Annotated in this window: 24 protein-coding genes and 1 pseudogene; 7 read left to right on the top strand and 18 right to left on the bottom strand. The window is 74.1% G+C overall.

Features of this window, described 5'->3' with window-relative positions; translation table 11 throughout:
- The 12 genes from mbhE to D7318_RS30735 form a co-directional block, all read right to left on the bottom strand.
- Nucleotides 1-2,601 (bottom strand): hydrogen gas-evolving membrane-bound hydrogenase subunit E (gene mbhE / locus D7318_RS30790; protein ID WP_120700539.1); only part of this gene is annotated, 2,601 nt, incomplete at its 3' end.
- Nucleotides 2,602-2,764: 163 nt separating this feature from the next.
- Nucleotides 2,765-3,730, bottom strand: coding sequence for a C-terminal binding protein (locus tag D7318_RS30785; protein ID WP_120700538.1), 966 nt, complete (start codon nt 3,728-3,730; stop codon nt 2,765-2,767).
- Nucleotides 3,727-4,941 carry a fumarylacetoacetate hydrolase family protein gene (locus tag D7318_RS30780; RefSeq protein WP_120700537.1) on the bottom strand — a complete coding sequence of 405 codons (1,215 nt, stop codon included), beginning with the start codon at nt 4,939-4,941 and terminating at the stop codon, nt 3,727-3,729. Before D7318_RS30780 ends, D7318_RS30785 begins: the two co-directional genes overlap by 4 nt.
- A 3-nt stretch (nt 4,942-4,944) precedes the next feature.
- A complete protein-coding gene (locus tag D7318_RS30775; RefSeq protein WP_120700536.1) occupies nt 4,945-5,460 on the bottom strand; it encodes a gamma carbonic anhydrase family protein in 516 nt (171 codons plus the stop codon).
- On the bottom strand, nt 5,457-6,347 hold the full coding sequence (locus D7318_RS30770; protein WP_183091475.1) for an amidohydrolase family protein: 891 nt from the start codon (nt 6,345-6,347) through the stop codon (nt 5,457-5,459). The genes D7318_RS30775 and D7318_RS30770 overlap by 4 nt, the downstream gene beginning before the upstream one ends.
- Nucleotides 6,344-7,138, bottom strand: coding sequence for an enoyl-CoA hydratase (locus tag D7318_RS30765; protein ID WP_120700535.1), 795 nt, complete (start codon nt 7,136-7,138; stop codon nt 6,344-6,346). The genes D7318_RS30770 and D7318_RS30765 overlap by 4 nt, the downstream gene beginning before the upstream one ends.
- Nucleotides 7,135-8,340 carry a CaiB/BaiF CoA transferase family protein gene (locus D7318_RS30760; protein WP_120700534.1) on the bottom strand — a complete coding sequence of 402 codons (1,206 nt, stop codon included), beginning with the start codon at nt 8,338-8,340 and terminating at the stop codon, nt 7,135-7,137. Before D7318_RS30760 ends, D7318_RS30765 begins: the two co-directional genes overlap by 4 nt.
- A 24-nt stretch (nt 8,341-8,364) precedes the next feature.
- Nucleotides 8,365-9,696 carry an ABC transporter substrate-binding protein gene (locus D7318_RS30755; protein ID WP_120700533.1) on the bottom strand — a complete coding sequence of 444 codons (1,332 nt, stop codon included), beginning with the start codon at nt 9,694-9,696 and terminating at the stop codon, nt 8,365-8,367.
- An 11-nt stretch (nt 9,697-9,707) separates the two neighbouring features.
- Entirely contained in the window at nt 9,708-10,634 is a 927-nt protein-coding gene (locus D7318_RS30750; RefSeq protein ID WP_120700532.1) for a carbohydrate ABC transporter permease, read from the bottom strand.
- Entirely contained in the window at nt 10,631-11,602 is a 972-nt protein-coding gene (locus D7318_RS30745) for a carbohydrate ABC transporter permease (protein ID WP_220729893.1), read from the bottom strand. Before D7318_RS30745 ends, D7318_RS30750 begins: the two co-directional genes overlap by 4 nt.
- A 103-nt stretch (nt 11,603-11,705) precedes the next feature.
- Nucleotides 11,706-12,572 (bottom strand): NAD(P)-dependent oxidoreductase, encoded by an 867-nt coding sequence (locus D7318_RS30740; RefSeq protein WP_220729891.1) that lies wholly within the window; start codon nt 12,570-12,572, stop codon nt 11,706-11,708.
- A gap of 62 nt (nt 12,573-12,634) precedes the next feature.
- Nucleotides 12,635-13,318 carry an RraA family protein gene (locus tag D7318_RS30735; RefSeq protein ID WP_120700530.1) on the bottom strand — a complete coding sequence of 228 codons (684 nt, stop codon included), beginning with the start codon at nt 13,316-13,318 and terminating at the stop codon, nt 12,635-12,637.
- A 147-nt stretch (nt 13,319-13,465) separates the two neighbouring features.
- Here D7318_RS30735 and D7318_RS30730 point away from each other — a divergent pair, with 147 nt between their 5' ends.
- Complete coding sequence (locus D7318_RS30730) at nt 13,466-14,134, top strand: GntR family transcriptional regulator (RefSeq protein ID WP_120700529.1); 669 nt, start codon at nt 13,466-13,468, stop codon at nt 14,132-14,134.
- A gap of 92 nt (nt 14,135-14,226) precedes the next feature.
- Here D7318_RS30730 and D7318_RS30725 read toward each other — a convergent pair whose 3' ends face one another.
- Together D7318_RS30725 and D7318_RS34395 are read right to left on the bottom strand one after the other, a co-directional pair.
- A complete protein-coding gene (locus D7318_RS30725; RefSeq protein ID WP_120700528.1) occupies nt 14,227-15,480 on the bottom strand; it encodes a L,D-transpeptidase family protein in 1,254 nt (417 codons plus the stop codon).
- A 133-nt stretch (nt 15,481-15,613) separates the two neighbouring features.
- Nucleotides 15,614-16,069: a hypothetical protein gene (locus D7318_RS34395; protein ID WP_230424269.1), complete on the bottom strand. Its 456-nt coding sequence runs from the start codon at nt 16,067-16,069 to the stop codon at nt 15,614-15,616.
- 71 nt (nt 16,070-16,140) lie between these two features.
- Here D7318_RS34395 and D7318_RS33170 point away from each other — a divergent pair, with 71 nt between their 5' ends.
- Complete coding sequence (locus D7318_RS33170; protein WP_183091474.1) at nt 16,141-16,317, top strand: hypothetical protein; 177 nt, start codon at nt 16,141-16,143, stop codon at nt 16,315-16,317.
- Between the two features lie 58 nt (nt 16,318-16,375).
- Here the strand turns inward: D7318_RS33170 and hutH are convergent, their stop codons facing one another.
- The 3 genes and pseudogenes from hutH to D7318_RS35080 all read right to left on the bottom strand — a co-directional run.
- Nucleotides 16,376-17,974, bottom strand: coding sequence for a histidine ammonia-lyase (gene hutH, locus D7318_RS30715; RefSeq protein ID WP_230424267.1), 1,599 nt, complete (start codon nt 17,972-17,974; stop codon nt 16,376-16,378).
- A 33-nt stretch (nt 17,975-18,007) separates the two neighbouring features.
- Nucleotides 18,008-19,135, bottom strand: coding sequence for a GGDEF domain-containing protein (locus tag D7318_RS30710; protein WP_120700526.1), 1,128 nt, complete (start codon nt 19,133-19,135; stop codon nt 18,008-18,010).
- A gap of 231 nt (nt 19,136-19,366) precedes the next feature.
- Nucleotides 19,367-19,471 (bottom strand): annotated as a pseudogene (locus D7318_RS35080) (SDR family oxidoreductase); the annotation flags it as partial.
- A gap of 113 nt (nt 19,472-19,584) precedes the next feature.
- On the opposite strand from D7318_RS35080, the gene D7318_RS30700 reads away from it, so the two are divergent.
- Nucleotides 19,585-20,127: a TetR/AcrR family transcriptional regulator gene (locus D7318_RS30700; protein ID WP_230424266.1), complete on the top strand. Its 543-nt coding sequence runs from the start codon at nt 19,585-19,587 to the stop codon at nt 20,125-20,127.
- Nucleotides 20,124-20,957 carry an SDR family NAD(P)-dependent oxidoreductase gene (locus D7318_RS30695; RefSeq protein WP_120700524.1) on the top strand — a complete coding sequence of 278 codons (834 nt, stop codon included), beginning with the start codon at nt 20,124-20,126 and terminating at the stop codon, nt 20,955-20,957. The genes D7318_RS30700 and D7318_RS30695 overlap by 4 nt, the downstream gene beginning before the upstream one ends.
- 6 nt (nt 20,958-20,963) lie before the next feature.
- Here the strand turns inward: D7318_RS30695 and D7318_RS30690 are convergent, their stop codons facing one another.
- The gene (locus D7318_RS30690; RefSeq protein WP_120700523.1) at nt 20,964-21,767 is read right to left on the bottom strand and encodes an enoyl-CoA hydratase/isomerase family protein; all 804 of its coding nucleotides are present in this window, start codon (nt 21,765-21,767) and stop codon (nt 20,964-20,966) included.
- Nucleotides 21,768-21,904: 137 nt separating this feature from the next.
- On the opposite strand from D7318_RS30690, the gene D7318_RS30685 reads away from it, so the two are divergent.
- The 3 genes from D7318_RS30685 to D7318_RS30675 are packed head-to-tail and all read left to right on the top strand — an operon-like array spanning nt 21,905 to nt 25,678.
- A complete protein-coding gene (locus tag D7318_RS30685; RefSeq protein WP_230424263.1) occupies nt 21,905-22,447 on the top strand; it encodes a (2Fe-2S)-binding protein in 543 nt (180 codons plus the stop codon).
- Nucleotides 22,448-22,460: 13 nt separating this feature from the next.
- Nucleotides 22,461-23,435, top strand: coding sequence for an FAD binding domain-containing protein (locus D7318_RS30680; RefSeq protein ID WP_120700521.1), 975 nt, complete (start codon nt 22,461-22,463; stop codon nt 23,433-23,435).
- Nucleotides 23,432-25,678, top strand: a complete 2,247-nt coding sequence (locus tag D7318_RS30675; RefSeq protein ID WP_120700520.1) for a xanthine dehydrogenase family protein molybdopterin-binding subunit — start codon at nt 23,432-23,434, stop codon at nt 25,676-25,678. Before D7318_RS30680 ends, D7318_RS30675 begins: the two co-directional genes overlap by 4 nt.
- Nucleotides 25,679-25,854: the final 176 nt, after the last annotated feature.

Here is a 25,854-nt window from a genome sequence, read left to right as displayed (position 1 = left end):
GAGGAAGCGCAGCACGAAGCCGAGGCCCGCGACCAGGCCGCCCGCGAAGCCGCCGCCCGGCCGCAGATGGCCGGAGAACAGCAGGAAGAGCGACAGCACGACGATCGATGTAAAGAGCGCCCTGGTGAGGATCTCCAGCAGCATCGACCGCTCGGTGCCGGGGCGTTCGCCCGCGCCGGGAAGCCAGCGCTGCTGGGGCGCGTCCCAGTGCGCGGAGGGGGAGCGCGCGGCGACGCCCGCGCCCCGGCGTGGGCCCGGGGGCTCGTCGGGGCCCACGACGGGCGCGGACTGCCCCGGCTCCGCGCCCGCGCCGCCCCACACGCGGACGAGGCTGACCACGCCGATCGTGGTGACCAGCAGGACGGAGATCTCGCCGACGGTGTCGAGGGCGCGGAAGTCGACGATGATCGCGTTGACGGCGTTGGTGGCGCCGGTCTCGTCGAGGTGGGCGGCGTAGTCGGGGGCCTCGGAGCCGTCGCGCCGGTCGTCCGTGGTGACCAGCGCGAAGATCGCGACCATCGCGCCGATGGCCACGGCCACGAAGGAACGCACCCACGCGCCCACGACGTTGGGCCGCTCAGGGGTGAACCGGGGCGGCAGCCTGCGCAGCATCAGCACCATCACGACGAGGGTCAGCGACTCCACGAGGAACTGGGTGAGCGCGAGGTCGGGGGCGTCGCGCACGACGAAGAGGCCCGCCACGCCGTAGCCGACCGTGCCCGTGAGCAGCACCGCCGCGAGCCGCTGCCTGCTGGCCGTCGCGGCGACGGCGGCGCCGAGCGCGATCAGCGCGGGCGCCAGCTCCGCCGGGGTGCGCCACAGCGGCACGTCGCCGATGGGCGAGGCCCCGAAGAGCAGCGCCCCCGCGCCGAGCACCACGACGGTGGCCAGCACGACCGTCAGATAGGCGGGCAGCGAGCCGATCTGGGTGAAGCGCGTGACGCGCACGGACAGCTCGCTCAGGCCCCTGATGGTGGCGCGGTAGCCGTTCTGCGCGTCGGGCAGCCGGGGCAGGCCGCGCTGCAACGGGCCGAGCCGACGCCCCGCGGCGAGCAGGGCCGCGCCGCCGAGCAGGGTGGCCCAGGCCAGCAGGGTGGCGGCGGTGACGCCGTGCCAGAGCGCGAGGTGGTAGGGCTTGCCTTCCGGGGGCGCGAAGGCGTGGGCGTAGGGCGCGAGCAGCGCGTCGGTGCCGCCCGCCCACCCCCCGGCCAGGACGGCGAGCGCGGCGGGGACGGCGGCCGGGAGCAGCAGCGGCAGCGGGGAGCGGGCGCGGGGGACGCCGCCCTGCTGGGTGGCGAGCTGCTCGGCGACGGGCTTGGTGGTGAACGCGCCCCACACATAGCGGCCCGTGAACGCGAGGGTGAACGCCGAGCCCGCCACGACGGCGACCAGCACCCAGCGTTCACCCGGGATCTCGCCCTCGAGGAGCGCCGCGTAGACCGCGTCCTCGGCCGGGTAGCCGAGCAGCGGCGGCAGCTTGGCCATCGAGGCGGCGGCCAGGACGGCGACCGCGCACGTCGCGGGGAGGCGCGCGCCGAGCCCCGAGAGCCGGCGCATGTCGCGCGTGCCCGTGGCGCGCTCCACCACGCCGGTCACCAGGAACAGGCTCGACTTGAACAGCGCGTGGGCCAGCAGCATCGCCGTCCCGGCCAGCGCGGCGGTGCGGGTGCCCGCGCCGAGCAGGGCGGTCAGCAGGCCCAACTCGCTGATGGTGCCGTAGGCGAGCAGCCGCTTGAGGTCGGTCTCGCGCAGCGCGCGCCACGCGGCGAGCACCATGGTGGTGGCGCCGACGGCGAGCACCAGCGGGCGCCATGGCGGCACGTCGGCGAAGCCGGGCGCGAGCCGCGCCACGAGGTAGACGCCCGCCTTGACCATCGTGGCGGCGTGCAGGAACGCGCTGACCGGGGTGGGCGCGACCATCGCGGCGGGCAGCCACGAGTGGAACGGCACCTGCGCCGACTTGGTGAACGCGCCCACCAGCACCAGCACGAGCGCGACGGTCACGGCGCCGCCGCGCGGCGGGTCGGCCAGCACGGCGGAGAGCCTGAACGTGCCCGCCTGGTGGCCGAGGATCAGCACGCCGAGCAGCAGCGCGAGCCCGCCGAGCACGGTGGTCAGCAGGGCCTGCTCGGCGGCCCGCCGCCGCTTGGGCCCCGGCCGCGCGCCCGCGATCAGCAGGAACGAGACGACGGTGGTCAGCTCCCAGAAGACATAGAGCAGCAGCAGGTTGTCGGCCAGGACCAGGCCTGTCATCACCCCGGCGAAGGCGACGAGCAGCCCGGCCTCGCGGCCCGCGTTGGCCCTGCGGTAGTAGAAGGCGCCATAGGCCAGGACGAGCAGCCCCACGCCCGCGACCACCAGCGTCATCACGAGCGCGAGCGGGTCGAGGCGCATGTCGATGCGCAGGCCCAGGCTGGGCGCCCAGTCGAGCCCGGCGTGCGCCGGGCGCCCGTCGAGCACGGCGGGCGCCCGCGCGAGCGCCCAGCTCAGGGTGGCGAGCGCGGGAAGGGCGGCGACGGCCCAGACAAGGCGGCCGAGGGGGCGCGCGAGCAGCGGCAGCAGCGCTCCACCCACGAGGTGGACGGCCACCAGCACCAGCACGCCGTCTCCCTCGTCTCGCCCACCGCCGGGTCCGCCTTCAGGCCCCCGCGGGTTCCCCGCGCCGCCGAGTTGTAACGCCGCGGAGCCGTAACGCCGCCGATGTAACAGGGCGGAGCGGCTGAAAGGGGGTCAGCGCGCCGGGGCGCCCCGGCGATGGGGCCGGTCAGGCGACCCGGCGGCGCAGCGCCTCCCCCGCGAGCGCGCGGGCGGCCTCATCGGCGGCGAGGCGTTGCAGGGCGTCGAGGGACTCGGTGGAGTAGAACGCGGCGTGCGGCGTGAGCAGGACGCCGGGCGCCCCGCGCAGCGGGTGGTCGGGGGGCAGCGGCTCGGGGTCGACGACGTCGAGGGCGGCGCCCGCGAGATGGCCCGAGCGCAGCGCGTCGGCGAGCGCCCCGGTGTCCACCAGGGCGCCGCGCGAGGTGTTGACGAGCACGGCGCCCGGCCGCATCCGGGCGAGCCGGGCGCGGGAGATCAGGCCCCTGGTCCCTGGGGTGACGGGGGCGTGCAGCGAGATCGCGTGCGCCTGGGCGAGGAGTTCGGGCAGCTCGACGAGCTCGAACGTCGGCGCGGGGTCGGCGTAGGGGTCGCTGGCCAGGACGCGGAAGCCGAACGCGCGCAGCCGGTCGGCGACCGCGCGGCCGATCCTTCCTGTGCCGATCAGGCCGACCGTGGTGGCGGGGAAGCTGGGCAGCGGGCCCACGTCGGCGGGCGCGCACCAGCCGCGTTCGCGGATGGCCAGGTCATAGGCGGGCAGCCGCCGCAGCAGCGCGAGCAGGCAGGCGACGGCGTGGTCGGCGACGGTCCCCGTGCCGTAGTCGGGGACATGCGCGACCTGGACGCCCAGGTCGCGGGCGGCGGCGAGGTCGACGTTGTCGTGGCCGATGCCGTAGCGGATCACGGTGGCCCCGGGGCGCAGGGCGGCGAGCGCGCCCCGGGTCATCGGCGCGAAGTTGACGAACGCGACGTCCGCGCCCGCGAGCGCCTCGATCGTCTCGGCCTCGGTGATGCAGTGGTACTCGGCGAACTCGGCGCCGAAGGACGCCGCCACCGCCCGCTCGTGCCGCACCTGCCCGAACGCCTGGTCGGTGACCACCACGCGCGGCGCGCGGGCGCCGCCACCGGGCGTCACAGCAGCCCCCGCGCCGCGAGGTTGGCCATCAGGGCGCGGATGCCGAACGTCCAGGGCGCGGCCTGCTCGCTGTGCGCCACCGCGTTGACCAGGGTGCCGAGGGGCGGCGCCGCGATGCGCACCACGTCGCCGATGTGGTGGGTGAAGCCCTGGCCCGGCGCGTCGCGGTCCTGGGTCGGCGCGAACATCGTGCCGGTGAACAACATGATCCCGTCCGGGTACTGGTGCAGCCTGCCCATCGCCTGGGACACCAGGTCGAGCGGGTCGCGGCTGATCTCGCGCAGCGAGCTCACGCTCTCCAGCGTGAACCCGTCGACGCCCGCGATGGTGAGCGAGATGTCCAGGGCGCGGGCGTCGTCGACGGTGAAGTGCTCGTCGAAGAGGCGGATGAACGGGCCGATCGCGGACGAGGCGTTGTTGTCCTTGGCCTTGCCGAGCAGCAGGGCGCTGCGGCCCTCCACGTCGCGGAGGTTGACGTCGTTGCCCAGCGTCGCGCCGACCGCGCGGCCCTTCGCGTCGACGGCGAGGACCAGCTCGGGCTCGGGGTTGTTCCACGTGGAACGGCTCCAGATCCCGATCTCGGCGCCGACGCCCACGGAGGAGAGCACGGGGGCCTTGGTGAAGACCTCGGCGTCGGGGCCTATCCCGACCTCCAGATACTGCGACCACAGCCCCTCGGCGATCAGCACCTCCTTGGCGCGCACGGCCTGCTGGGACCCCGGCACCAACTCGCCTATGTGGCCGCCTATCACCTCGCGCACCCGGGCGCGGACGGTGGCGGCGCGCGACGGGTCGCCCGCGGCGCGCTCCTCGATGACGCGCTCGATCATCGAGCGGACGAAGGTCACCCCGCACGCCTTGAGCACCTGGAGGTCGCACGGGGCGAGCAGGTGCGGGACGTCGGTGCGCCCGGCGAGCGTCGCGGCCAGCACCTCGTGGACGGGCCACGCCGACGTCGCGGGGGCGAGCCGCGCGAACTCGGCGGCGCCCTCCCGGTCGAGCAGGTCGGCCACGGTCGCCGCGTGGTGCGTGAGGTCGACCAGCTCGTCGTCGCGCAGCGCCACCACACAGGGCCCGCCCGCCTCGGGGTCGTACAACCGGGCGACCAGCGTGGCGCGTTCGACGTCATCGGGCAGGATCTCGGCGAGGTGGGGCGACAGGTCGGGGGCGGTGACCGGCTGGGTCGTGGGGGCGGGTGTGGTGGCAGCCATGGTTCAGCCTCCGGTGTGTGAGTAGCGGCGGGCCAGGTCACGGTAGTGCGCGGCGTTGGCCCTGACCTTCTCGGCCTCTTCCCCGGTCAGCGCGCGGCGCACCGTGCCCGGCACCCCCGCGACGAGGGAGCCGGGCGGCACCTGGACGCCCTCGAGCACGACGGTCCCGGCGGCGATCAGCGAACCCGCGCCCACGCGCGAGCCGTTGAGCAGCACCGCGCCCATGCCGACGAGCGCGTCGTCCTCGACGGTGCTGCCGTGCACGACGGCCCGGTGCCCGACGGAGACGCGGGCGCCGATGACGGCGGGGAAGCCGGGGTCGGCGTGCAGGACGCAGCCGTCCTGCACGTTGCTGCCCCGGCCGATCTCGATGCGCTCGGTGTCGGCGCGGGCGACCGTGCCGAACCAGACGCTCGCCTCGTCGGCGACGGTGACGGCGCCGATCAGGGTCACGCCGGGGGCGAGCCACGCGCCGGGGGCGATGGCGGGGTGGTGGCCGTCGAAGGGGAGAAGGTTCATGCGGTGGGCACTCCGTACCAGCGGGCGGCGGTGTGGCCGCGGATCTCGGCGAGGCCGTCGGGTCCGACCCCTGCCCGGGACAGTACGGCGCCCAGGTCGGCGAGCGCGCCCCGGTGGTCGCGGCGGAGCAGCACGACGGGCCAGTTGCTGGCCAGCATGAGCCGCTCGGGCCCGAACGCCTCGACGGCGTGCGCCACATACGGCAGCAGCGCGTCGGCGTCCCAGCGCGGCCATGCGGTGAGGACGTCGATGCCGATCGAGACCTTGCACGCGACGCCGGGGTGGGCGGCGAGCGCGGAGAGGTGGCTCGCCCATGGCTCGAAGGCGCCGCTGTCCACCGGCGGGCGCGCCAGGTGGTCCACGACGATCCGCAGCTCGGGAACGGCCTCGGCGAGCGCCGTCACCCGACGCGTCTGCTCGGCGGTGACGGGCACGACGTCCCAGGCGAGGCCGCGCGCGGCCAGCTCGCGGAAGAGGCCGACGACGGACGGCGTGGCGAGCCAGTCGAGCGGGTCGCGCGCGACCAGGGCGCGCACGCCGCGCAGCGCCGGGTGGGCGAAGCGCGCCAGCTCGGCGCGGGCGGCGGCCGGGTCGGCGAGCGGCAGCCAGCCCACGAGCGCGGCCACGATGTCCGGCGCCTGCGCGGCGTAGGCGGCGAGGCGGTCGTTCTCCTCGGGCCCGTCAACCGACTGCACCAGCACGGTGGCGTCCACGCCCGCGGCGGCGAGGGCGGGCCGCAGGTCGGCGGGGGCGTAGTCGCGGTCGATGGCGGCGTGGGCGCCGGTGCGCCAGCTCTGGCTCTGGAGCGCGACGCGCCAGAAGTGCTGGTGCGCGTCGATCACGCGCGGGGGAAGCGCGGCGGTGTCGTTCGCGGCGGTGCTCGTCAACGGCCCTCCCAGCGCGGCGTGCGGTGGGCGAGGAACGCGGCGACGCCCTCGCGGAAGTCGGCGCTGCCGTACACGCCGCGCAGCAGGTCGTCGGTGTCGACAGCCGCGGCGGCCGCGGCCAGGCGGCGGTCGGTCTCCTTGAGCCCGGCCAGCGTCAACGGGGCGGCGGAGGCAAGGCGTTCGACCAGCTCGCCGGCGCGTTCCGCCAGCTCGTCGCGGGGCACGACCCGGTGGACAAGACCTGCGGCGTGGGCCGTCTCCGCGTCCATCAGCTCGGCGGTCAGCAGCAGCGCCATGGTGCGGGCGCCGCCGATCCGGTCCTTCAGGCGCGCGACGACGGGCGCGGGCAGCAGATTGCCCAGCGTGCGGGCGATGGGCGCGCCGAACCTCGCGTCGGGCGTGGCGAGCAGCACGTCGCACGCCGCGGCCAGGGCGAGCCCGCCGCCGACCGCGGGGCCCTCGACCACGCCGACCAGGGGGGCGCGCAGCGCGAGGAGGCGCGCGATGACATGGCCCACGCGCCGTTCATAGGCGAGCCCTTCCTCGCCCGCCGTCCCGGGGTCGAACGCCGCGAACTCCGCGATGTCCGTGCCCGCGGCGAACGCGTGGCCGCCCGCGCCGCGCAGCACCGTGACCCGCACCCCTGGCTCATCGGCGAGGTCGCACGCGGCGAGCAGCCGCTCGTACATCGCGAACGTCAGGGCGTTGCGGCGCTCGGGGTTGGCCAGGGTGATCCGGACGACCGCGCCCTCGCGGACCGCCCGCACCTCCCCCGGCGTCCGGGCGCTCAACGCTCCCCCTCGCGCCCGCGCTCACGCTCGGCGCGGATCTCGGCCAGCACCTCGTCGGTGTGCTCGCCGATGAGCGGGGGGTGGCGGCGGATCGTCGCCGGGGTGCGCTCCAGCGTGATCGGCGGCCCGAGCACCTTGACGCGCCCGGCAACGGGGTGGTCGATCTCCCTGACCAGGCCGCGCGCCGTGACGTGCGGGTCGTGGTCGAGTACCTGGGCGTAGTCGAGGATCGGCCCGGCGGGGACGCCCGCGGCGAGCAGGGTGTCCACCCAGACCTCGGTGTCGTCGTCGGCGAGCCGCTCCTCGAGCAGGGCGGCGAGTTCGTCTCGGTTGCGCATGCGGTCCATATTGGTCGCGAACCGCTCGTCAGCGGCCAGGTGTTCGAGGGAGAGCGCCGCGCACAGGGCCTGCCACAGGCGCTGGTTGTTGGCGCCGACCGTCAGGTGGCCGTCGCGGGTGCGCAGCGCCTGGTAGGGGCCCGACATGCGGTTGGCCGAGCCCAGCGGCCTCGGCGCCTCGCCCGTGGCCCAGTACTCGGTGGACTCCCACACCGAGAGGGCCACGAGCGCCTCGTAGAGCGAGGTCTCCACGCGCTGGCCCTCGCCGGTGCGCAGCCGGTGCAGATACGCCGCCAGGATGCCGCCGACCAGCAGCAGCCCGGCGCCCAGGTCGCCGATCGGCAGGCCGTTCTTGACGGGCCTGCCGCCCGGCTCGCCGGTGACCGACATCGCGCCGGTCATGCCCTGGGCGATCAGGTCGTAGCCGGGGCGCCCCGCGTAGGGGCCGCTGGCCCCGAACCCCGAGATGCTGGCGTAGATCAGGCGGGGGTTGAGCGCGGACAGGGTGGCGTGGTCGACGCGCAGCCGCTCGGCGACGCCGGGGCGCCAGTTGTGCACCACGACGTCGGCGGTGCGCACGAGGGCGTGCAGGTCGGCCAGGCCCTCCTCGGTCTTGAGGTCGAGGCACACGCCGCGCTTGTTGCGGTTGAGGGCGAAGAACGCGGTCGAGTCGCGGCCCTCGCCCGTCTCGCCCCAGGAGTGCCGGGTGGCGTCGCCGCCCGGGCTCTCCACCTTGATGACGTCGGCGCCGAGGTCGGCGAGCATCATGGTGCAGAACGGCCCGGCCATCACCTGGGTGAGGTCAACGACCCGCAGTCCTGCGAGGGCCGCGGCCCCGGGCCTGGGCTCGGATGCGTCGTGCATGGTGTCTCTTCCTGAGGTCGGAGGTCAGGTGGCGAGGCCCGCGTTGGCCTCGGCGAAGAACGCGTCCACGGCCTCGGGGACCGTCTTCTTGCCGAAGGCCACGTCGTCGAACGCGCGGCTGAACGCGGACTCGAAGACCGCCATGTAGCCCGGCGGATAGAGGAGGCTGGCCGGGTCGCGGTCCACGATCTCCTGGTAGAGGGCGAGTTCGCGCTTCTTGAGGTCGGGCAGTTCGGGGTCGTCCAGCTGGCGTTGCAGCAGGCGGGTGTTCGTGACCGCGCCGTTGTCGGACGCGTAGGTGTCGCCGCCGCGCTCGTCGTTGGCCCAGAAGTCGATGAACGCGGCGGCCGTGGGCACGTTGTCGCAGTTGCGCGGGATGGACATGCCGGAGGAGATCAGCACGTTGCCCGTGCGCCCTTCGGGGCCGCTCGGCAGCGGCAGGGTGACCACCTCCTGGCCAGGGTGCGCGCCGTCGAGGGCGTTCTGCACGGGGGTGAGCGCGTTGCCAGGGCCGCTGTCGCTCATGACGTCGCCCTGGGCGACATAGCCCGCCTCGGGCGAAGGGGGCTGCTCGGCGACCTCGGCGGGCGAGTTGGTCAGGCCCTCCTCGTGCAGGCCGACCCACATGTCCCAGTAGTCGGCGAGCAGTCGCTTGTCGAAGCCGAGCCGCTGGCCGTCGAAGAGGTCCTGGTCGAGGCCCTCGACATAGGCGATGAAGAAGTTGGGCAGGCCGCCCTGGTAGTTGACCGGGGCGATGTCATCGGGGAGCCCCGCGTCGGCGGCGCGCAGGAAGTCGGCGTAGTCCTCCCACGTGTAGGCGCCGTCGGGCAGCGCGGCCCCGGCCTCGTCGGCGAGCGTGGCGTTGACCGTGAGCGCGTCGTAGGCGGCGCCCGTGGGCAGCATGTAGAGCGCGCCGTCGGGGCCGCGCCCGGTGTCGAGGACCGGCTCGGGGATGTCGCTCACGTCGATCGCGCCCGACTCGATCATCGGGTCGAGCGGGAGCAGCGCGTCGCGCGCGGTGAAGTCGCCGAGCGTGCGGGCCTGGAGCTGGGTGACGCAGGGCATGTTGCGGCCCGCGCCCTGGACGTTGAGGCGCTTGAAGTAGTTGCCCCAGTCGGCGGCCTCGCGCTTGACGTCGGTGCCGGGGAACTCCTCCTCGAACAGGTCGGCGACCTCGTTGGTCCGCTCGTTGCGCGAGGCGGAGCCCCACCACGAGAAGCGGATGTCGCCGCCGATCTCGCCCTGGCCGCGCAGCTCCTGGGGCGAGTGGTCCGGCATCGGCTGGCCGCAGCCCCCGGCGAGCAGGGCGAGCAGCGCGGCGGCGATGACCGCCCGTGGACGTGCCGTGCGTCGCATCGTGGATCCCCTCACTTGAGCCCGGTGGTGGCGATGCCCTCGATCAGCAGCCGCTGGGCGGCGATGAAGAAGCCGACCACGGGCACCAGCGAGAGCGTGGACATGGCGAACAGCGAGCCGTACTCGGACTGGCCCGTGGCGTCGAGGAACGACGCGAGCCCCTGCGAGACCGTCCAGGTGTCCGGCTCGGTCAGGTAGAGCATCGGGCCGAGGAAGTCGTTCCAGGTGTTGATGAACGTGAACAGCGCCGTCGTGCCGAGGGCCGGGATCGACAGCGGGACGACGACCCGGCGGAAGATCCCCCAGTGGCCGCAGCCGTCGATGCGGGCGGCGTCGTCCAGGCTGGTGGGCAGGGCGCGGATGAACTGGACCATCAGGAAGATGAAGAACGCGTCCGTCGCCATGATCTTGGGCACCACGAGCGGCAGGAACGTGTTCACCCAGCCCAGCTGGTTGAAGAGGATGTACTGCGGCACCAGCGTGACGTGGTACGGCAGCAGCAGGGTGCCGATGACGAGCGCGAACAGCGTTCTCTTGAACCGGAATTCGAGGCGGGCGAACGCGTAGGCGGTCAGGGAGCAGCTGATCAGGTTGCCGACGATCGACAGGACCGTCAGGGTCAGTGAGTTGAGGAAGAACCGCGAGAAGTTGAGCTGGTCGCCGCCGCCCCAGCCGTTGGTGTAATTCTCGGTGGTGACGTCGCCGGTCCACAGGCCGAGCGTCGTGAAGACCTGGTTGTCGGGGCGGAACGACGCGCCGACCATCCACAGCAGCGGATAGAGCATCAGCACCAGCGCCATGATCATCACGCTGTGGCTGGCGATCGCGCGGAGCAACGGGTTGCGCGTGGGCCGGTTGCCGAACAGCAGCCGGCGCGTGCGCGGGGGGCGGGTGGTGTGCGGGGGGCGCGGGGGGCGCGCGGCGGTTGTCGCGGTCATCGTTCGTCTCCGTAGTGGACCCAGTACCGGGAGCTGAGGAAGAGGAGCCCGGTGAAGACCGCGAGGCCGAGGACCAGGACCCAGGCCATGGCCGCCGCGTAGCCCATGTTGAGCTGGGCGAAGCCCTGTTCGTAGAGGTAGAGGGTGTAGAAGAGGGTGGAGTCGGCGGGCCCTCCGGTGCCGTTGCTGACGACATAGGCGCCCGTGAACGCCTGGAAGGCGTTGACGACCCCGAGCAGCAGATTGAAGAACACCAGCGGCGAGAGCATCGGCAGCGTGACGCTGCGGAGCCTGCGCCAGGCGCTCGCCCCGTCCACCGCCGCCGCGTCGTACAGCTCCCGCGGGATCTGCCGCAGCCCGGCCAGGAAGATCACCATCGCCGAGCCGAACGTCCAGACCTGGAGCACCACGATCGTGTACAGCGCGGACGCCGGGTCGCCGACCCAGCTGCCGTGGTCGATGCCGACGAACGCCAGGGCCTTGTTGACGATGCCCTCCTCGCCGAATATCTGCCGCCACAGCGCGGCCACGGCGACGCTGCCGCCGATGAGCGACGGCATGTAGAACAGCGCGCGGTAGCCGGACAGGAAGCGCAGCCCGCGGTTGAGCACCATCGCCAGGGCCAGCGAGACCACGAGCAGCAGCGGCACCGACCACAGGACATAGGTGAGCGTGACGTCGACCGAGGTCAGGAACCTCGGGTCGGTGGTGAACATCCGCCGGAAGTTCTCCAGGCCGATCCACTCGGGAGGGTCGGCCAGGTCGTAGCGGGTGAACGCCAGATAGAGGGAGAAGAGCATCGGGCCGATCGTGAAGACCAGCATCCCGATGAGCCAGGGGGTGAGGAACGCGTAGGCGGCCGCGTTGTGCTCGGCGCTCCCCTTGGTACTGCCCTTGGCGCTGCTCTTGGGGCTGCCCTTGGTGTCGGCTCTGGGGCGGCCCTCGGCGCCGCCCTCGGTGTCGGCCACGGCTCTTCCGCGGCCCCGGGGGACATGGGGTCCCCCCGTGTCGTTCTCTTTCATCGCACAGCCTCCGCAGGGGAGTTGGTCGCGACGCGCGGCGCGCTGGGGCTCAGCGGCACCGGGCGGACCTGGCCGCTTCCGCGTGGGACTCCACGCGGTCGGCCATGATCTGGGCGAGGAGCCCGGCCAGCGGGAGGGTGACGCCCGCGGCGCGGGCCGCCGCGGTCACCTCCCACAGGTCCTTGCTCCACGGGCGTTCCGACACGGGCGTCCCACCCGCGTCGTACGCGGAGGCGACCTCGTCGAAGAAGCCCCAGTTCCGGGCCACCCACGAGTCGCCCAACCCGCCCGCGACCGCGGCGAGCACGTCCCGCTCGGCGATCCCATGGGCGGCCGCCAGGTCGATGGCCTCGTGGGCCCCGGCCAGCGCGGCGAACATCATCAGCTGGTTGGCGAGCTTGGCCGCGGACCCCGCGCCCGAGGGGCCCAGGTGCCGCACCTCGCCCCCGACCGTGTCGAGAACGGGCCTGGCGCGTTCCACCGCCGCCGCCTCGCCGCCGACCATCACGGCCAGGTCGCCGCGGGCGGCGCGCTCGGCGCCCCCGCTGACCGGCGCGTCGAGCAGGGCGACGCCCCGCTCGGCGGCGCGCGCCGCCAACGCGCGCGCCGTCTCCGGCAGGACCGTGCTGTGCACCAGCACGAGCGCGCCCTCGGCGAGCCGCGGCAGCAGCTCGTCAAGCACCGCCCCGACCGCCGCGTCGTCCGGCACGGCGAGCGCGACCACGCCGCAGTCGGCGAGCCCGGCCGGGGAGTCGACGACCTCGGCCCCGAACTCCGCGCCCGCACGGGCCCGTTCACGGTCCCGGTCGTGCACGGCCAGCCGCCAGCCGTCCCCGCGCAGGGCCTCGGCCATGGGGCGGCCCAGGTTGCCGAGTCCGACGAAGCCGATCCGCGTGGTCGCGCGCGTCACCGTCACCGCGGTGGGTCCTTCCTGGTCGGGAGCGGAAAGTCGAGGGCTTGGGGCGGCCCTTGGGTCGCTCAGACGGTCTCGTCGAGCGGACGGCCGAGCCTCTCGTAGAGCGCGCGCCGCCCGCGCTTGTCGTTCTCCAGCTCCTGGCGGGCGTAGGTCGCGACCGTCTCGGCGTGCTCGACGGGCACCGCCACCACGCCGTCGCCGTCCCCGACGACGATGTCGCCGGGCCGGATCAGCACCCCGCCGATGTCCACGGAGACGTCGAGCGCGTCGAACTCGACGCGGCCCTGCACCATGCTCTGCGCGCGATAGGCGCAGAAGATCGGCACGCCCTGCATGACGCACTCGTCGGTGTCGCGCACGCCGCCGCTCGTGAGGATGCCGGTGGCGCCCGCGGCGTGCCAGGCAAGGGAGTTGTTGGACCCGATCTCGCCGACCGGCAGCCCCGCGGACTGGATGACGACGATGTCCCCGCGCTCGATGACGGGGGTGATCCTGTCGGGGTAGATGTCGCGGTACCACCGCCCGGCCCACTCGGTGTACTCCTCGGGCGTCAGCGGCGGAACGGCCTTCTCCGTGGGGCGGAAGCGCATCGTGCGCGCGATGCCGGTCATCCTCGCGCCCTGGAACAGCGGCTTGATCTCGGGCGACACGGTGCCCTTGGCGTGCAGTCCGGCCCAGTCGAGGCCGTCGCGGACGTCGGCGACCCGCAGGCCGTCGAAGAGGCGGAGCAGTTCAGCGGTTCCCATGGAATCTCATCCCAGGTCGTTGCGGACCCGACCGACTCGGCCGGGCGAACTATTGTCTACAATAGGCATCCGCCGGTGACAAGACCCTGGAACGATGGGAGTTGTCGTCCGTTCACCGCGCACCCGCGATTTCCCGAAAGGCGGCCCATGGCTTCCCAGACCGCAAGCGAGCGCGAGCAGCTGAACCCCCCGAGCCTCGTCCAGCTCGCCGCCGGGGCCATCCGCACGATGATCCTCTCCGGCGAACTCGGCCCGGGCGAGCGGCTGATCGAGCTGGCGCTGACCGACAGGCTCGGCATCAGCAGGCCGCCGCTGCGCGAGGCGATGCGGCTGCTCCAGCAGGAGGGGCTGATCGTGGTGCAGCCGCGCCGGGGCGCGACGGTGGCGACGCTGACCGACCAGGACGTGCACGAAATCCTCACGCTGCGCTCGGCGTTGGAGCGGACCGCCGTCGAGCTCGGCGTGCCGGTGCGGGATCCCGCGCGCCTCGAGGCGTGCCGGGCGGCGCTGGCGCGGATGGAGGAGGCGGCGCGCGCCCAGGACAGGGCGGCGCTGGTGGAGGGCGGATACGCCTTCCACGCGTCGATCGTGGCGGTGGCGGGGCACCGGCGGATCGACGAGATCTACGCGTCACTGCACCGGCAGCTGCTGCTGTGCATGGCGCGGAACCTCTATGTGCGCGAGCGGTACTACGAGGACCTGGACAAGCATGTGGCCCGCCATCGGCACCTGTTGGAGCTGATCGAGGCGGGCGACCCCGAGCGGGTGCTCGCCGAGCTCGCGGTGCACGGCGAGCGGTCGTTCTCCGCGCGCTGAGCGTCCCGACGCCGGACCTCCCGACGCCGACGCCGCCGCGCCCGACGGGGGCGCGGCGGCGTCGCGGGAAGGAACCGTGGAACGCCGTGGCTCTACAGGGCGCTGCCCGCCTGCCAGTCGGTCCAGCTCATGTTCCACCCGTTGAGGCCGTTGTCGGGCTGGATCTCGCGGTCGGGGGAGTTGATCACGGTGACCACGTCGCCGAGCAGGGACTCCTCGAAGAACCACGCCCCGTCGGTGTCGGGGTCGTCGGCGCCCTGGGTGTCGTTGAGGCCGACGCAGCCATGGCTGGTGTTGGTGGAGCCGAAGACCGAGTCGGCGGCCCAGTAGTTCCCGTGGATGAAGGTGCCCGAGGTGGACAGCCGCATCGCGTGCGGGACATCGGGTATGTCGTACTCGCCCTCGCCGTCGTCGTCGGTGAACCCGACGGTCGCACCGTTCATCCGGGTCTCGACGAGCTTCTCGGAGATGACCATCGCGCCGTTGTACGTGGGGTTCTCCTCGCTGCCCGCGGAGATCGGGATGGTGCGCAGGGTCTCGCCGTCGCGCACGACCTCCATCTGATAGCTCTCCGCGTCCACGGTGCTGATCTGGGAGCGGCCGACGGTGAACGAGAAGGCGCGGTCCTGCCAGCCGACCACGCCGTCGGAGCCCTCGAGGCCGTCGAAGCCGAGCGAGACGCTGACCTCGGTGTTCGCCTGCCAGTAGTCCTGGGGGCGCAGGTCGAGGCGGGTGTCGCTGAACCAGTGGCCGACGACCTCCTGGCCGCTGCTGGCGTTGACCTCGACGGCCGCCTCGATGGCGGCGCGGTCGGTGATGGGCTTGTCGAAGTTGAGCGAGACGGGCATGCCGACGCCCACGGTCGCGCCGTCCTCGGGCGTGAAGTACCCGGTGAAGCTGTTGTCGGGGGAGACCGTCGTGAACGCCCTGCTCTCGTGCGCCTCGCGCCCCTCGCTGTCGCTGGCCTGCACGGTGAGCTGATACCGCGTGCCCCGCTCCAGCTGGGCGTCGGGCTGCCAGGTGAGCTGGTCGTCGGATATCGTCCCGGCGACGTCGGTGCCCAGCTCGGGCGCCGTCATCACGACCTCGTCGAGCACCCCGTCCTCGACGGCCACGGCCACGTCGTCGTTGATCCCGACGCCCTCGGCCGCGTCATCGGGTGTGATCGATATCACCGCCGTCGAGGTGTCGGCATCCTCTGCCGCCCGGTCCGCCTCGCTCTGCTCGGACCCCGAGCCCTCCGAGGGCTCGTCGTCTCCGCCGCCACTGCACGCCGTCAGCGTCAACACCCCGCTGAGCAGCGCCGCCGCCGCCATCAGGCCCTTGCGCCGCATCCCGTCCCTCATCTGATCGCTACTCCGTCCGCTGCCGCCCTCCCCGGAGGACATAGGGAAGAACGTCGTTTCGGCGGCAGCCGGTTCCACTCTAGGTGAATCCGTTCGATAGCTCATACGTTCGACTCATACCGTGTCAGATCCATCAGTCCTCGTCGTCGCCTTCCCAGGAGTCCTCGGGGTCATACACGACGGATTCGCTGCTCCATGACGCCTGCGCCAGGATCACGCCCGGCACCTCGGCGACCAGGTCCACCGGGTCGAGCAGGTAGGCGACGGCCTCGGCCTCGTCGCGCGAGACGGCCTGCGCCGCCTGGTCGCGCTCCTCCCTCGGCATCAGCTCGTCGCCCTCGATGCGCGCCCACGCGGCCCTGATCAGCTCGTCGGGCTCGCTGATCTCGAGCACCATCTCGACGCGGACGCGGACGAAGTGGCCCTCGGGCTCCAGGTCGCCGTGCTCGTCGTCATCGCCGAACTCCCCCAAATCCCCCAACTCCCCCAAATCGCCGTGCTCATCACGGTCCTCGTAGCGGTCGTCGCGGCTTACCTCATCACGGTCGTCGCGGTGGCCACCGTGCTCGTCGTGCGTGTCGTCGGTCATGGACCGGAGGGTAAGACCCCGCGACACCGCCCCTTCCCCGCGACCCGCACTCGCCCGTAACATCGCTCCCCATGGACGGTCAGCCCCGCGTTCCGGATCGCCGCACGCTCATATGCGGCGTTGTCGCCGCAGGCGCGCTGTGTGTCGGGTGGTTCCTGCCCTCGACCTACGCGGACGGCGGCGACGACCCGGGCTCCCGCGTCATCCCCATCGAGCAGCCCGTCGGCGACATCGAGCAGTCGCAGTAGCGGCCAGGTCCCCGCCCCGCCCCCGACGCCGCACTCCGGATCACTCCGATCCCTCCGGTCACTCCAGCGGTCCGGTCGCCGACTCGGCGGCCGCGATCAGCGCCCCGCTCCGCACGAACGCCTCGGCCGCCGCGAGATCCGGCGCGAGGAAACGGTCCTCCCCCGCCCCCTGAACGCCCGCCGCGCGCGCCGCCGCCACCACCGCGCGCGCCGCGGGCCCCGGGCCGGGGCCCGGCACCGCGGTGCCGAGGCCGTCCCGCAGCTCGAGCGCGCGCGTCGCCGCGTACAGCTCGATCGCGACGACCCTGGTCAGCCCGTCCACCGCGGTGCGCAGCTTCCTGGCCGCGGCCCAGCCCATCGACACATGGTCCTCCTGCATCGCGGACGAAGGGATCGAGTCGGCGGAGGCCGGGACCGCGAGCCGCTTGAGGTCGGCGACCAGCGCGGCCTGCGTGTACTGCGCGATCATCAGCCCCGAGTCGACGCCCGCGTCGTCCGCGAGGAACGGCGGCAGCCCGTGCGAGCGGTTCCGGTCGAGCAGGCGGTCGGTGCGGCGTTCGGTGATCGACGCCAGGTCGGCCACGGCGATGGCCAGGAAGTCGAGGGCGTAGCCGAGGGGGGCGCCGTGGAAGTTCCCGTTGGACTCCACGCGGCCCTCCACCACGACGGGGTTGTCGACCGCCGCGGCCAGCTCACGTTCGCCGACCGCCCGCGCATGCGCCAGCGTGTCGCGCCCCGCGCCTGCGACCTGGGGCGCGCAGCGCACGGAGTACGCGTCCTGCACGCGGGGCGCGTCGTCCTGGTGGTGCCCGGTCAGGCCCGAACCGGCAAGCACCCGGCGCATGTTGGCGGCGCTCGTGGCCTGGCCCGGGTGGGGGCGCAGGGCGTGCAGCTCGGGGGCGAGGACGCGTTCGGTGCCGAGCAGCGCCTCCAGCGTCAGGGCGGCGGTGATGTCGGCGGACGTGAACAGGCGGGCGAGGTCGGCGCACGCCATCACGAGCATGCCCAGCATCCCGTCGGTGCCGTTGAGCAGCGCGAGGCCCTCCTTCTCGCGCAGCTCGACGGGGGCTATGCCGTGCTCGGCGAGCAGCGCCGCCGCGGGCCTGAGCGCCCCGTCGGGGCCCTCGGCCTCGCCCTCGCCGAGCAGCGTCAGCGCGCAGTGCGCGAGCGGGGCGAGGTCGCCCGAGCAGCCGAGCGAGCCGTGCTCGTGGACGACGGGCGTGATGCCCGCGTTGAGCAGCGCGGCCATCGTCGCGGCCACCTCGGGGCGCACGCCGGTGTGTCCCGAGGCGATGGTCTTCAGGCGCAGGAACATCAGGGCGCGCACGACCTCGCGCTCCACGCGCGGGCCCATGCCCGCGGCGTGCGAGCGGACGATGTTGCGCTGGAGCCTGGCCCTCAGCTCCGGGGTGATGTGGCGGACGGCGAGGGCGCCGAAGCCGGTGGAGACGCCGTAGACCGGCTCGGGGGAGGCGGCCAGGTCGTCGATCACGCGGCGGGCGGCGGCCATCGCGTCGCGTGCCTCGGCCGAGAGCTCCACCGGGGCGCCGCCCCTGGCGACCGCGACGACGTCGTCGAACGAGGTGCCCGATGTGCCGAGGACGACGCGGGCACCGGACCCGTCGTGCCGGGCTTCGGCCCTGTTATGCATAGCCATATTCAGCAAGCCTAAGGAGTGAATCAACGCCAGTCATCGGGGGGTGGCTTCCTCGCCGGGCGCCGGGCGTGCGCGCCCGCGCAGCCCGCGTCGGTCGCCACCCGGCGCACCGGGCGCGTCCGCCAGCGCGACGGCCTCGCCGCCCGCCCCTCCGCGCCCCGCCACCACCGGCTCGCGCGACCCCGCGGCCTTGGCCCGGTACTGGGCGGCGTCGGCGAGCCGGAAGAGGCGGCGGGCGGAGGACACGGGCCCCACGGCCTCGGCGGTGGAGGCGATGCCGCACGCGACCCCTGAGCCGACGTCCAACTCGCCCGCGCGGCGGCACAGGTCGCGCGCGGCGCGTTCGACGTCGGCGAGCCCCGTGCCGTCGGCCAGCAGGCAGAACTCGTCTCCCCCGAGCCGCCCGGCGAGCGCCCCGGGGACGGAGGCGGCGCACAGGGCGAGCACCGCGCCGAACCGTTCGAGCAGCCGGTCGCCCGCCGCGTGGCCATAGGTGTCGTTGACGCGCTTGAGGCCGTTGATGTCGCACACGACGAGGCTGACGACGGCGCCCGTGGAGCGGTGCCGCTCCACGGCCTCGTCCAGGCGTATGTCCACCGCGCGGCGGTTGGCGAGGCCGGTCAACGCGTCGGTGAACGCGAGCCGCCTGGCCTCGGCGAGCCGCTCGTGCTGCGCGAGCCCGGCGGCCACGACGGCGGCGAGCACGGCGGCGAAGTCGGCGTCCCGCGCGGTGAACTCCGGCTCGCCGGGGCCGCGCGCCACCTGGAGCTCCCCCCAGACCCGGCCGCGCAGGACGGCGGGCGCGACGACGCGGCACGCGCGGCCGCGCCGGCGCTGCGCCTCGGCGCGCGGATCGGAGGACGCGCCCTCGGCAAGCGACTCCACGCGGGCGCGCGGCTCCCCGGCTATCTCGGGGAAGTCGCCGACGGGGTACGACTCGTCGGCGGGGAACGCCTCCTCGCCCTCGGCCAGCGCCCCCTCGTTGACGAGGACCCGCAGGCGGCCCCTTTCGGCGTCGAGGACGGACAGCGCGGCGAACGCCCCGCCCAGCGCCTCGCGCGCCCCCGCGGCGGCGGCCAGCGCGACATCGGGGAGCGCCTGCGCGGCGGCCATCGCCTGCGCCAACTCCACGACGGCCCGCAACCGCCTCTCGTCACCCACACGCCCAGGCTATGGCCGTTCACACGGGTCTACCTCCGGTGGGGTCCGACGCCCCGGCGCTGGCGCGCCGGGGTCCGGCCGCGCGAGGGCGCGCCCCCTCGCGCCCCCGGCCGGAGGGACGGCGAGCGCCGCGAGCACCCGACGGGCAAGCAGCCCCGCCGGGCCCGAGGCCGGTACACACCGCCAGCCGCCGTACATGAGACCGCCGCTCGGTGCGCCCGACCCGCCCGGCCGGAGGCCGGTGTGCACGGCGGCGCCGCGCGCCGCGAGCAAGCGGGCCGTCGCGAGCCCGATGCCCGATGTGCCGCCGACCACCGGGGCTGTGCGCTGGGACATGGAGGGGTCTCCTATTTTCGAACCGTTGCGTCTCGTTTAAGCTGGCCCCCATGGTCATGGAGCAACCCCCGCCCCCGGCACGCCGCGGGCGCAGGCGGAGCGAGGAGAGCCGGATGGCGATCCTGGCCGCGGCGTTCGAGCTGGTCGGCGAGGTCGGCTACGCGGATCTGACGATCGAGGGCATCGCGGCCCGCGCGGGCTGCGGCAAGCAGACGATCTACCGCTGGTGGCCCTCGATGGCCCATGTGCTGCTCGAGGCGCTGGCGGCCAAGGCCGACCTGTATGTCACCAACGCGGACCACGGCTCCTACGCGGCGGATCTGCGGGCGTTCATCGGCGACAGCTTCCGGCTCGGCCGCGGGCGCCTCGTCGCCGACATCCTGTGCGCGCTGATGGCGCAGGCGCAGATCGACGCGGAGTTCGGCGAGGTGTTCCGCGCGGACTTCCTGCGGCGCAGGCGCGACGCGCTCCAGGTGGTGCTCGACCGGGCGGCCGCCCGCGGCGACCTGCCCGCGAGCCCCGCGCCCCCCGTCGTGCTCGACATCGTCTTCGGCGCCCTGTGGTACCGCCTCATGGCCACGCGCCAGCCCCTCGACGACGCCCTCGCCGACGACCTCGTGACCACCCTCACCACCGCCTCGGGAGGCACCCGTTGACCGGCTCCCCCACCATCCTGATCACCGGGGCCACCGACGGCCTCGGCCTGGCGCTCGCCGAGGACCTGGCGGCCCGCGGCGCCGACCTGATCCTGCACGGCCGCTCACCGGCCAGGCTCGAACGGGCCGCCGACCGCTGCGCGGCATCCGGCGGGGCGCGCCCCCGCACCGTCACCGCGGACTTCGCCGATCTCGGCCAGGTCAGGGACATGGCAGCCCGGGTCCGCGCGTCGACGGACCGGCTGCATGTCCTGGTGAACAACGCGGGCATCGGCGCGGGCGCGCCCGAAGGCCGCACCCGAGGGACCAGCGCGGACGGTCACGAGCTGCGGTTCGCCGTCAACCACCTCGCGGGATTCCTGCTCACCCTCGAACTCCTCCCGCTGCTCCGCGCGTCCGCGCCCGCCCGCGTCGTCCACGTCGCCTCGATCGGCCAGCACCCGATCGACTTCGACGACCTCATGCTCGAACGCTCCTACTCGGGGACGCGGGCATACGGGCAGAGCAAGCTCGCCCAGATCATGGGCGGCCTCCACCTCGCCGCCCTGGTCCCCGCGGCGGAGGTGACGGTCAACAGCCTCCACCCGGCCACCTTCATGCCGACCAAGATCGTGCTCGCCGAGGTCGGCCACAGCGTGGACACCCTGGACGAGGGCGTGGCCGCCACCCGCCGCCTCGCCATCGACCCCGCCATGGCCGGGATCACCGGGCGCTTCCACGACCGCGCCCGCGAGGCCAGGGCCCACGCGCAGGCGTATGACTCCGAGGCCCGTACGCGCCTGTGGCGGACGAGCGCGCGCCTCACCGGCGCGCCGCCCCCCGCCCTTTGACGCCCCCTACGCGATCGGCGGCTTCGCCCAGCGTGGCGCGCGCTTCTCGTTGAACGCCGCCACGCCCTCCTTCCGGTCGGGGGAGAACGCCACCGTGCGCCACGCCGCGTCCTCCACCTCGAGGCCCGCCGCGAGGGGCAGGCCCGAGCCGGTGCGCAGGGCGCGTTTCGCGGCGCGCAGGCCGATCGGGGAGTGCGCCGCCATCCGCGCCGCCAGCGCCAGGGCCGCCTCGCGCGCCCCGCCGCGCTCCGTCAGCTCGTCCACCAGGCCGAGCGCGTGCGCCTCATCCGCCGCCACCCGCCGCCCCGTGAAGATCAGCTCCGCCGCCCTGGCCGCGCCCACCCGCCGCGGCAGCAGCTGCGTTCCGCCGCCGCCGGGGATCACGCCCACCGTCACCTCGGGCAGGCCCACCACCGCCGTCGGGTCGGCGACGATCAGGTCGCACGAGAGCGCCAGCTCGTAGCCGCCGCCGAGCGCGAACCCCTCCACCGCGGCCACCGCGGGCACCGGCAGGTCGAGCACCCCCGTGAACGCCGCCCGCAGCACCGCGCGGTGGCGGCCGAACTCCTCGTCGCTCAGGCCGTTGCGCTCCTTCAGGTCGGCGCCCGCGCAGAACGCGCGCGCCTGCGTCGAGCTGATCACCACCGCGCGCACGCCCCCGTGCACGGCCAGCTCGCCGCACGCCGCGGTCACGCCGCGCGCCAGCTCCGTCGAGATCGCGTTCATCGCCTCGGGCCGGTCAAGGAGCAGCTCGGCCACATGGCCGTCCACCCGCACCGCGACCCACTCCCCGTACCGCCGCTCGTCCATGGTCTCCCTCCGGGCCAGCTCGTGCGCCGGCGCGCGCCGGACCAGCCGAACGATAGCGGCACCTCCGTAGACTCACATACGCGCCAAAGTTCATCAATCAGACATATATGGCGACCACGCCAGAGGAGGTCCGCCCGGTGACCACCCAGAAACCCACGGCGACCCGCCCCACCGACACCGGGCCGCTCCCCGTGCGCGGCCCTGGCCCCGTACCCGTCACCCTCACGGTCAACGGCGCCGAGCACCGCGTCGACATCGAACCCCGCGTCAGCCTGCTCTCCGCCCTGCGCGACTCCCTGCTCCTCACCGGCGCCAAGCGCGGCTGCGACCAGGGCACGTGCGGCGCCTGCACCGTGCACGTGGAAGGGCGCAGGGTGCTGGCGTGCCTGACCCTGGCCATCGCGTGCGAAGGACGGCCGATCACCACCGTCGAAGGGCTCGCGGACGGCGACGAACTCCACCCGATGCAGCGGGAGTTCATCGCCTGCGACGCGTTCCAGTGCGGCTACTGCACCCCGGGCCAGATCATGTCGGCCGTCGCGCTGCTCGACGAGGGCCACGCCTCCGACGACGACGAGATCCGCGAGTGGATGAGCGGCAACCTCTGCCGCTGCGCCACCTATCCACACATCACCGCCGCCATCCGCGCCGTGCGTGACACGACGTCCGACCCCTCCTGAGGTGCCAGAGACCATGCGCCCCCTCACCTACTCCCGCGCCTCCGCCGTCGCCGACGCCGTCCACGCCGTCACGGTCGACCCCGAGAGCGCCTATCTCGCGGGCGGCACCACCGAGATCGACCTGCTGCGCCAGGACGTCCTCACGCCAGGCCGCCTCGTCGACATCAACGACCTCCCCCTCACCGGCATCGAGGAGACCCGCGGCGCCCTCGTGATCGGCGCGCTGGCCCGCATGAGCGACGTCGCCGCCGCCCCCGCCGTCCGCACCCGCTACCCGCTGCTCGCCCAGGCCCTCGAGGCGGGCGCGTCGGCCCAGCTGCGCCACATGGCGACCATGGGCGGGAACCTCCTGCAACGCGTGCGCTGCGGCTACTTCCGCGACACCGAGTCACCGTGCAACAAGCGCCGCCCCGGCAGCGGTTGCGGCGCGCTCACCGGCGTCAACCGCGGCCACGCCGTCCTCGGCACGTCCGAGCACTGCATCGCCACCCACCCCTCCGACGCCGCCGTGGCCCTCACCGCGCTCGACGCCCGCGTGCACACCCGCACGACCGCGGGGCACGGCGCCTACCACATCGACGACTTCTTCCTGCTGCCCGGCGACACCCCGCACCGCGAACACCCCCTCGAACACGGGGAGTTGATCACCTCGATCGAGATCCCCGACACCCCGACCGCCCGCAACTCCACCTATCTGAAGGTCCGCGACCGCGCCTCGTACGAGTTCGCGCTCGTCTCCGTCGCCGCGACCCTCCAGCTCGAGCAGGGCCGGATCAGCGGCGTGCGGCTCGCGCTCGGCGGCGTCGCCACCAAGCCGTGGCGGGCCAGGCGCGCCGAACGCCTCCTGCTCGGCGCCGGAGCCGACCGGCGGGCGTTCGCCGAGGCCGCCCGCGAGGAGCTGGCCGACGCCGCCCCGACCCCGATGAACGCGTTCAAGGTCGAGCTGGCCCAACGGGCCGTCGTCCGAGCCCTGGAGAGCCTCGCATGACCGCCACCGCCCCCACCCCCGTCATCGGCCGCCCGCTCCCCCGCGTCGACGGCCGCCCCAAGACGACCGGCACGGCACGTTACTCCGCCGACGTCTCCCTCCCCGGGCTCACCCACGCCGTCCTCGTCGGCGCGGCGATCGCGCGCGGCCGGATCACCGCGATCGACGCGGCCGACGCGCTCGACGCCCCCGGCGTGCTCGCCGTCCTCACCCACGAGAACCTGCCGCGCGTCACCGCCCAGCCGCCCCTGCTGCCCTCGCTCGCGGGCGGGCCCTCGCCCGGCCAGACGTTCTGCCCGATGCAGGACGACAGGATCCACTACGCCGGGCAGCACATCGCCGTCGTCGTGGCGGACACCTATGAACGCGCCCTGTACGCCGCCCGCCTCGTCCATGTGCGCTACCGCGAGGAGGACCCGGTCGCCGTCCTCGACCAGGGGCGCGACCAGGCGTATGTCCCCGAGAAGATCTTCGGCGGCCTCCTCCCAGGGCGCAGCGCGCGCGGCGACGTCGAGGCCGGGCTCGAACGCGCCGAGGTGCGCGTCGAGGCGACGTACACGTTCGCCCCCAACCACCAGAACCCCCTGGAGACCTCGTCGACCACGGCGATGTGGGAGGGCGGGCGGCTGTTCCTCCACGACGCGACACAGGGCCCGGCCGCCACGCAGCACACCGTCTCGGTGATGCTCGGCATCCCGCACGCCGACATCCGCGTGTACAGCCACTACGTGGGCGGCAGCTTCGGCGCCAAGGCGAGCACCTGGGACCACCCGCTGCTCGCGGCGCTGGCCGCGCGGCACGTCGGGCGGCCCGTGCGTCTCGCGTTGACGCGCGAGCAGATGTTCACGTCGTGCGGGCACCGCGAGGAGCAGGAGCACAGGATCGCGCTCGGCGCCGACCGCGACGGCAGGCTCACGGCGCTGCGCCACCACAAGCTGTCGCTCACCTCGCACTTCGACGACTGGGCGGAGACGTCGCTCGAGGCGCCCGCGCAGGTGTACGCGTGCCCGGCGCACGAGGGCGTCTACCGGCTGGTGCGCGGCAACACCATGACCCCGACGTTCATGCGCTGCCCGGGCGAGGGCTCGGGGATGTTCGCGCTGGAGAGCGCGCTCGACGAGCTGGCCACGCGGCTCGACATCGACCCGCTGGAGCTGCGGCTGCGCAACCACGCCGACCGCGACCCGGCGAGCGGCAAGCCCTGGTCGAGCCACGGCCTGCGGGAGTGCTACGAGCGCGGCGCCGAACGCATCGGCTGGGACCGGCGCGTGGCCGGGCGGCCCGAGCGCGAAGGGCCGTGGACGATCGGGCTCGGGATGGCGTCCGCGGTCTACCCGATCGTGCCGCCGAGCAACCCCCAACGCGCCAGGGCCCGGATCTACGCGGACGGCAGCGCGGTGGCGCAGGCGGCGACGGCCGAGTTCGGCACGGGCGCGGCGACGGCGATGGCGCAGGTACTCGCCGACGCGCTGGGGCTGCCGGTGGAACGGTGCCGCTTCGAGGGCGGCGACACCGACCTGCCCAACGTCGCCTCCACGGTCGGCTCCACCGGCGCCGCCATGGTCGGCTCGGCCGTCCACCTGGCGGCGGTCGCGCTGCGCGACCAGCTGATCGGCCGGGCCGTCGCCGACGAACGCTCGCCGCTGCACGGCGCGGACCCCGGCGCGGTGGTGCCGGTGGACGGGCGGATGGCCCTGCGGGACGACCCGGGCACGGGCGAGTCGTACGCGGAGCTGCTGACGCGCCACTTCCAGCCGGACGCGGAGGCCTATGGCTCCTTCGGGCCGCCCCAGGGCGAACCGCCCGCGGCGATGATCACGTTGGGGGCGCACTTCGTGGAGGTCGCGGTGGACGGCGAGCTGGGACGCGTGCGCGTCCGGCGCATGGCGGGGGCGTTCGCGCCGGGGCGCGTGCTCAACGCCAGGACGGCGAAGGGGCAGTTGATGAGCGGCATGCTGTGGGGGATGAGCCAGGCGCTGCTCGAGGCGACCCACATGGACGCGGCCACGGGCCGCTGGGCGAACCCCTCGCTCGGCGACTACCTGATCCCCGTCCACGCGGACACGCCCGAGGTGACGGTGGACCTGATCGAGACGGCGGACCACGTCGTGAACCCCCTGGGCGTCAAGGGCGTCGGCGAGATCGGCCAGTCGGGCACGGCGGCGGCGATCGCGAACGCGATCCACCACGCGACGGGCCGCAGGATCCGCAAGCTGCCGATGACGGTGGAAGACACCCTGTAGCCTGCGGCGCCCCGCCGCCCGCCCTCCGGGCGGGAACCCCCCACCCCGGTGGCCCGGCCCCCCCCGGCGAAAGGGCACCGCCTCCGGCGGGGGGAACTCCCCCACCCACCCACCCTTTACCGCCCCCGGCAGGAGGCGCGGGGCGCAGCCCCGCAACCCGCGAGCAAAGCACCGGC

It is taken from the genome of Streptomyces radicis (assembly GCF_003626575.1).
Classification (GTDB): Bacteria; Actinomycetota; Actinomycetes; order Streptomycetales; family Streptomycetaceae; genus Streptomyces; species Streptomyces radicis.
Note: the sequence above shows the minus strand (reverse complement) of the source record. Positions and strands in the feature narration are given on the sequence as shown.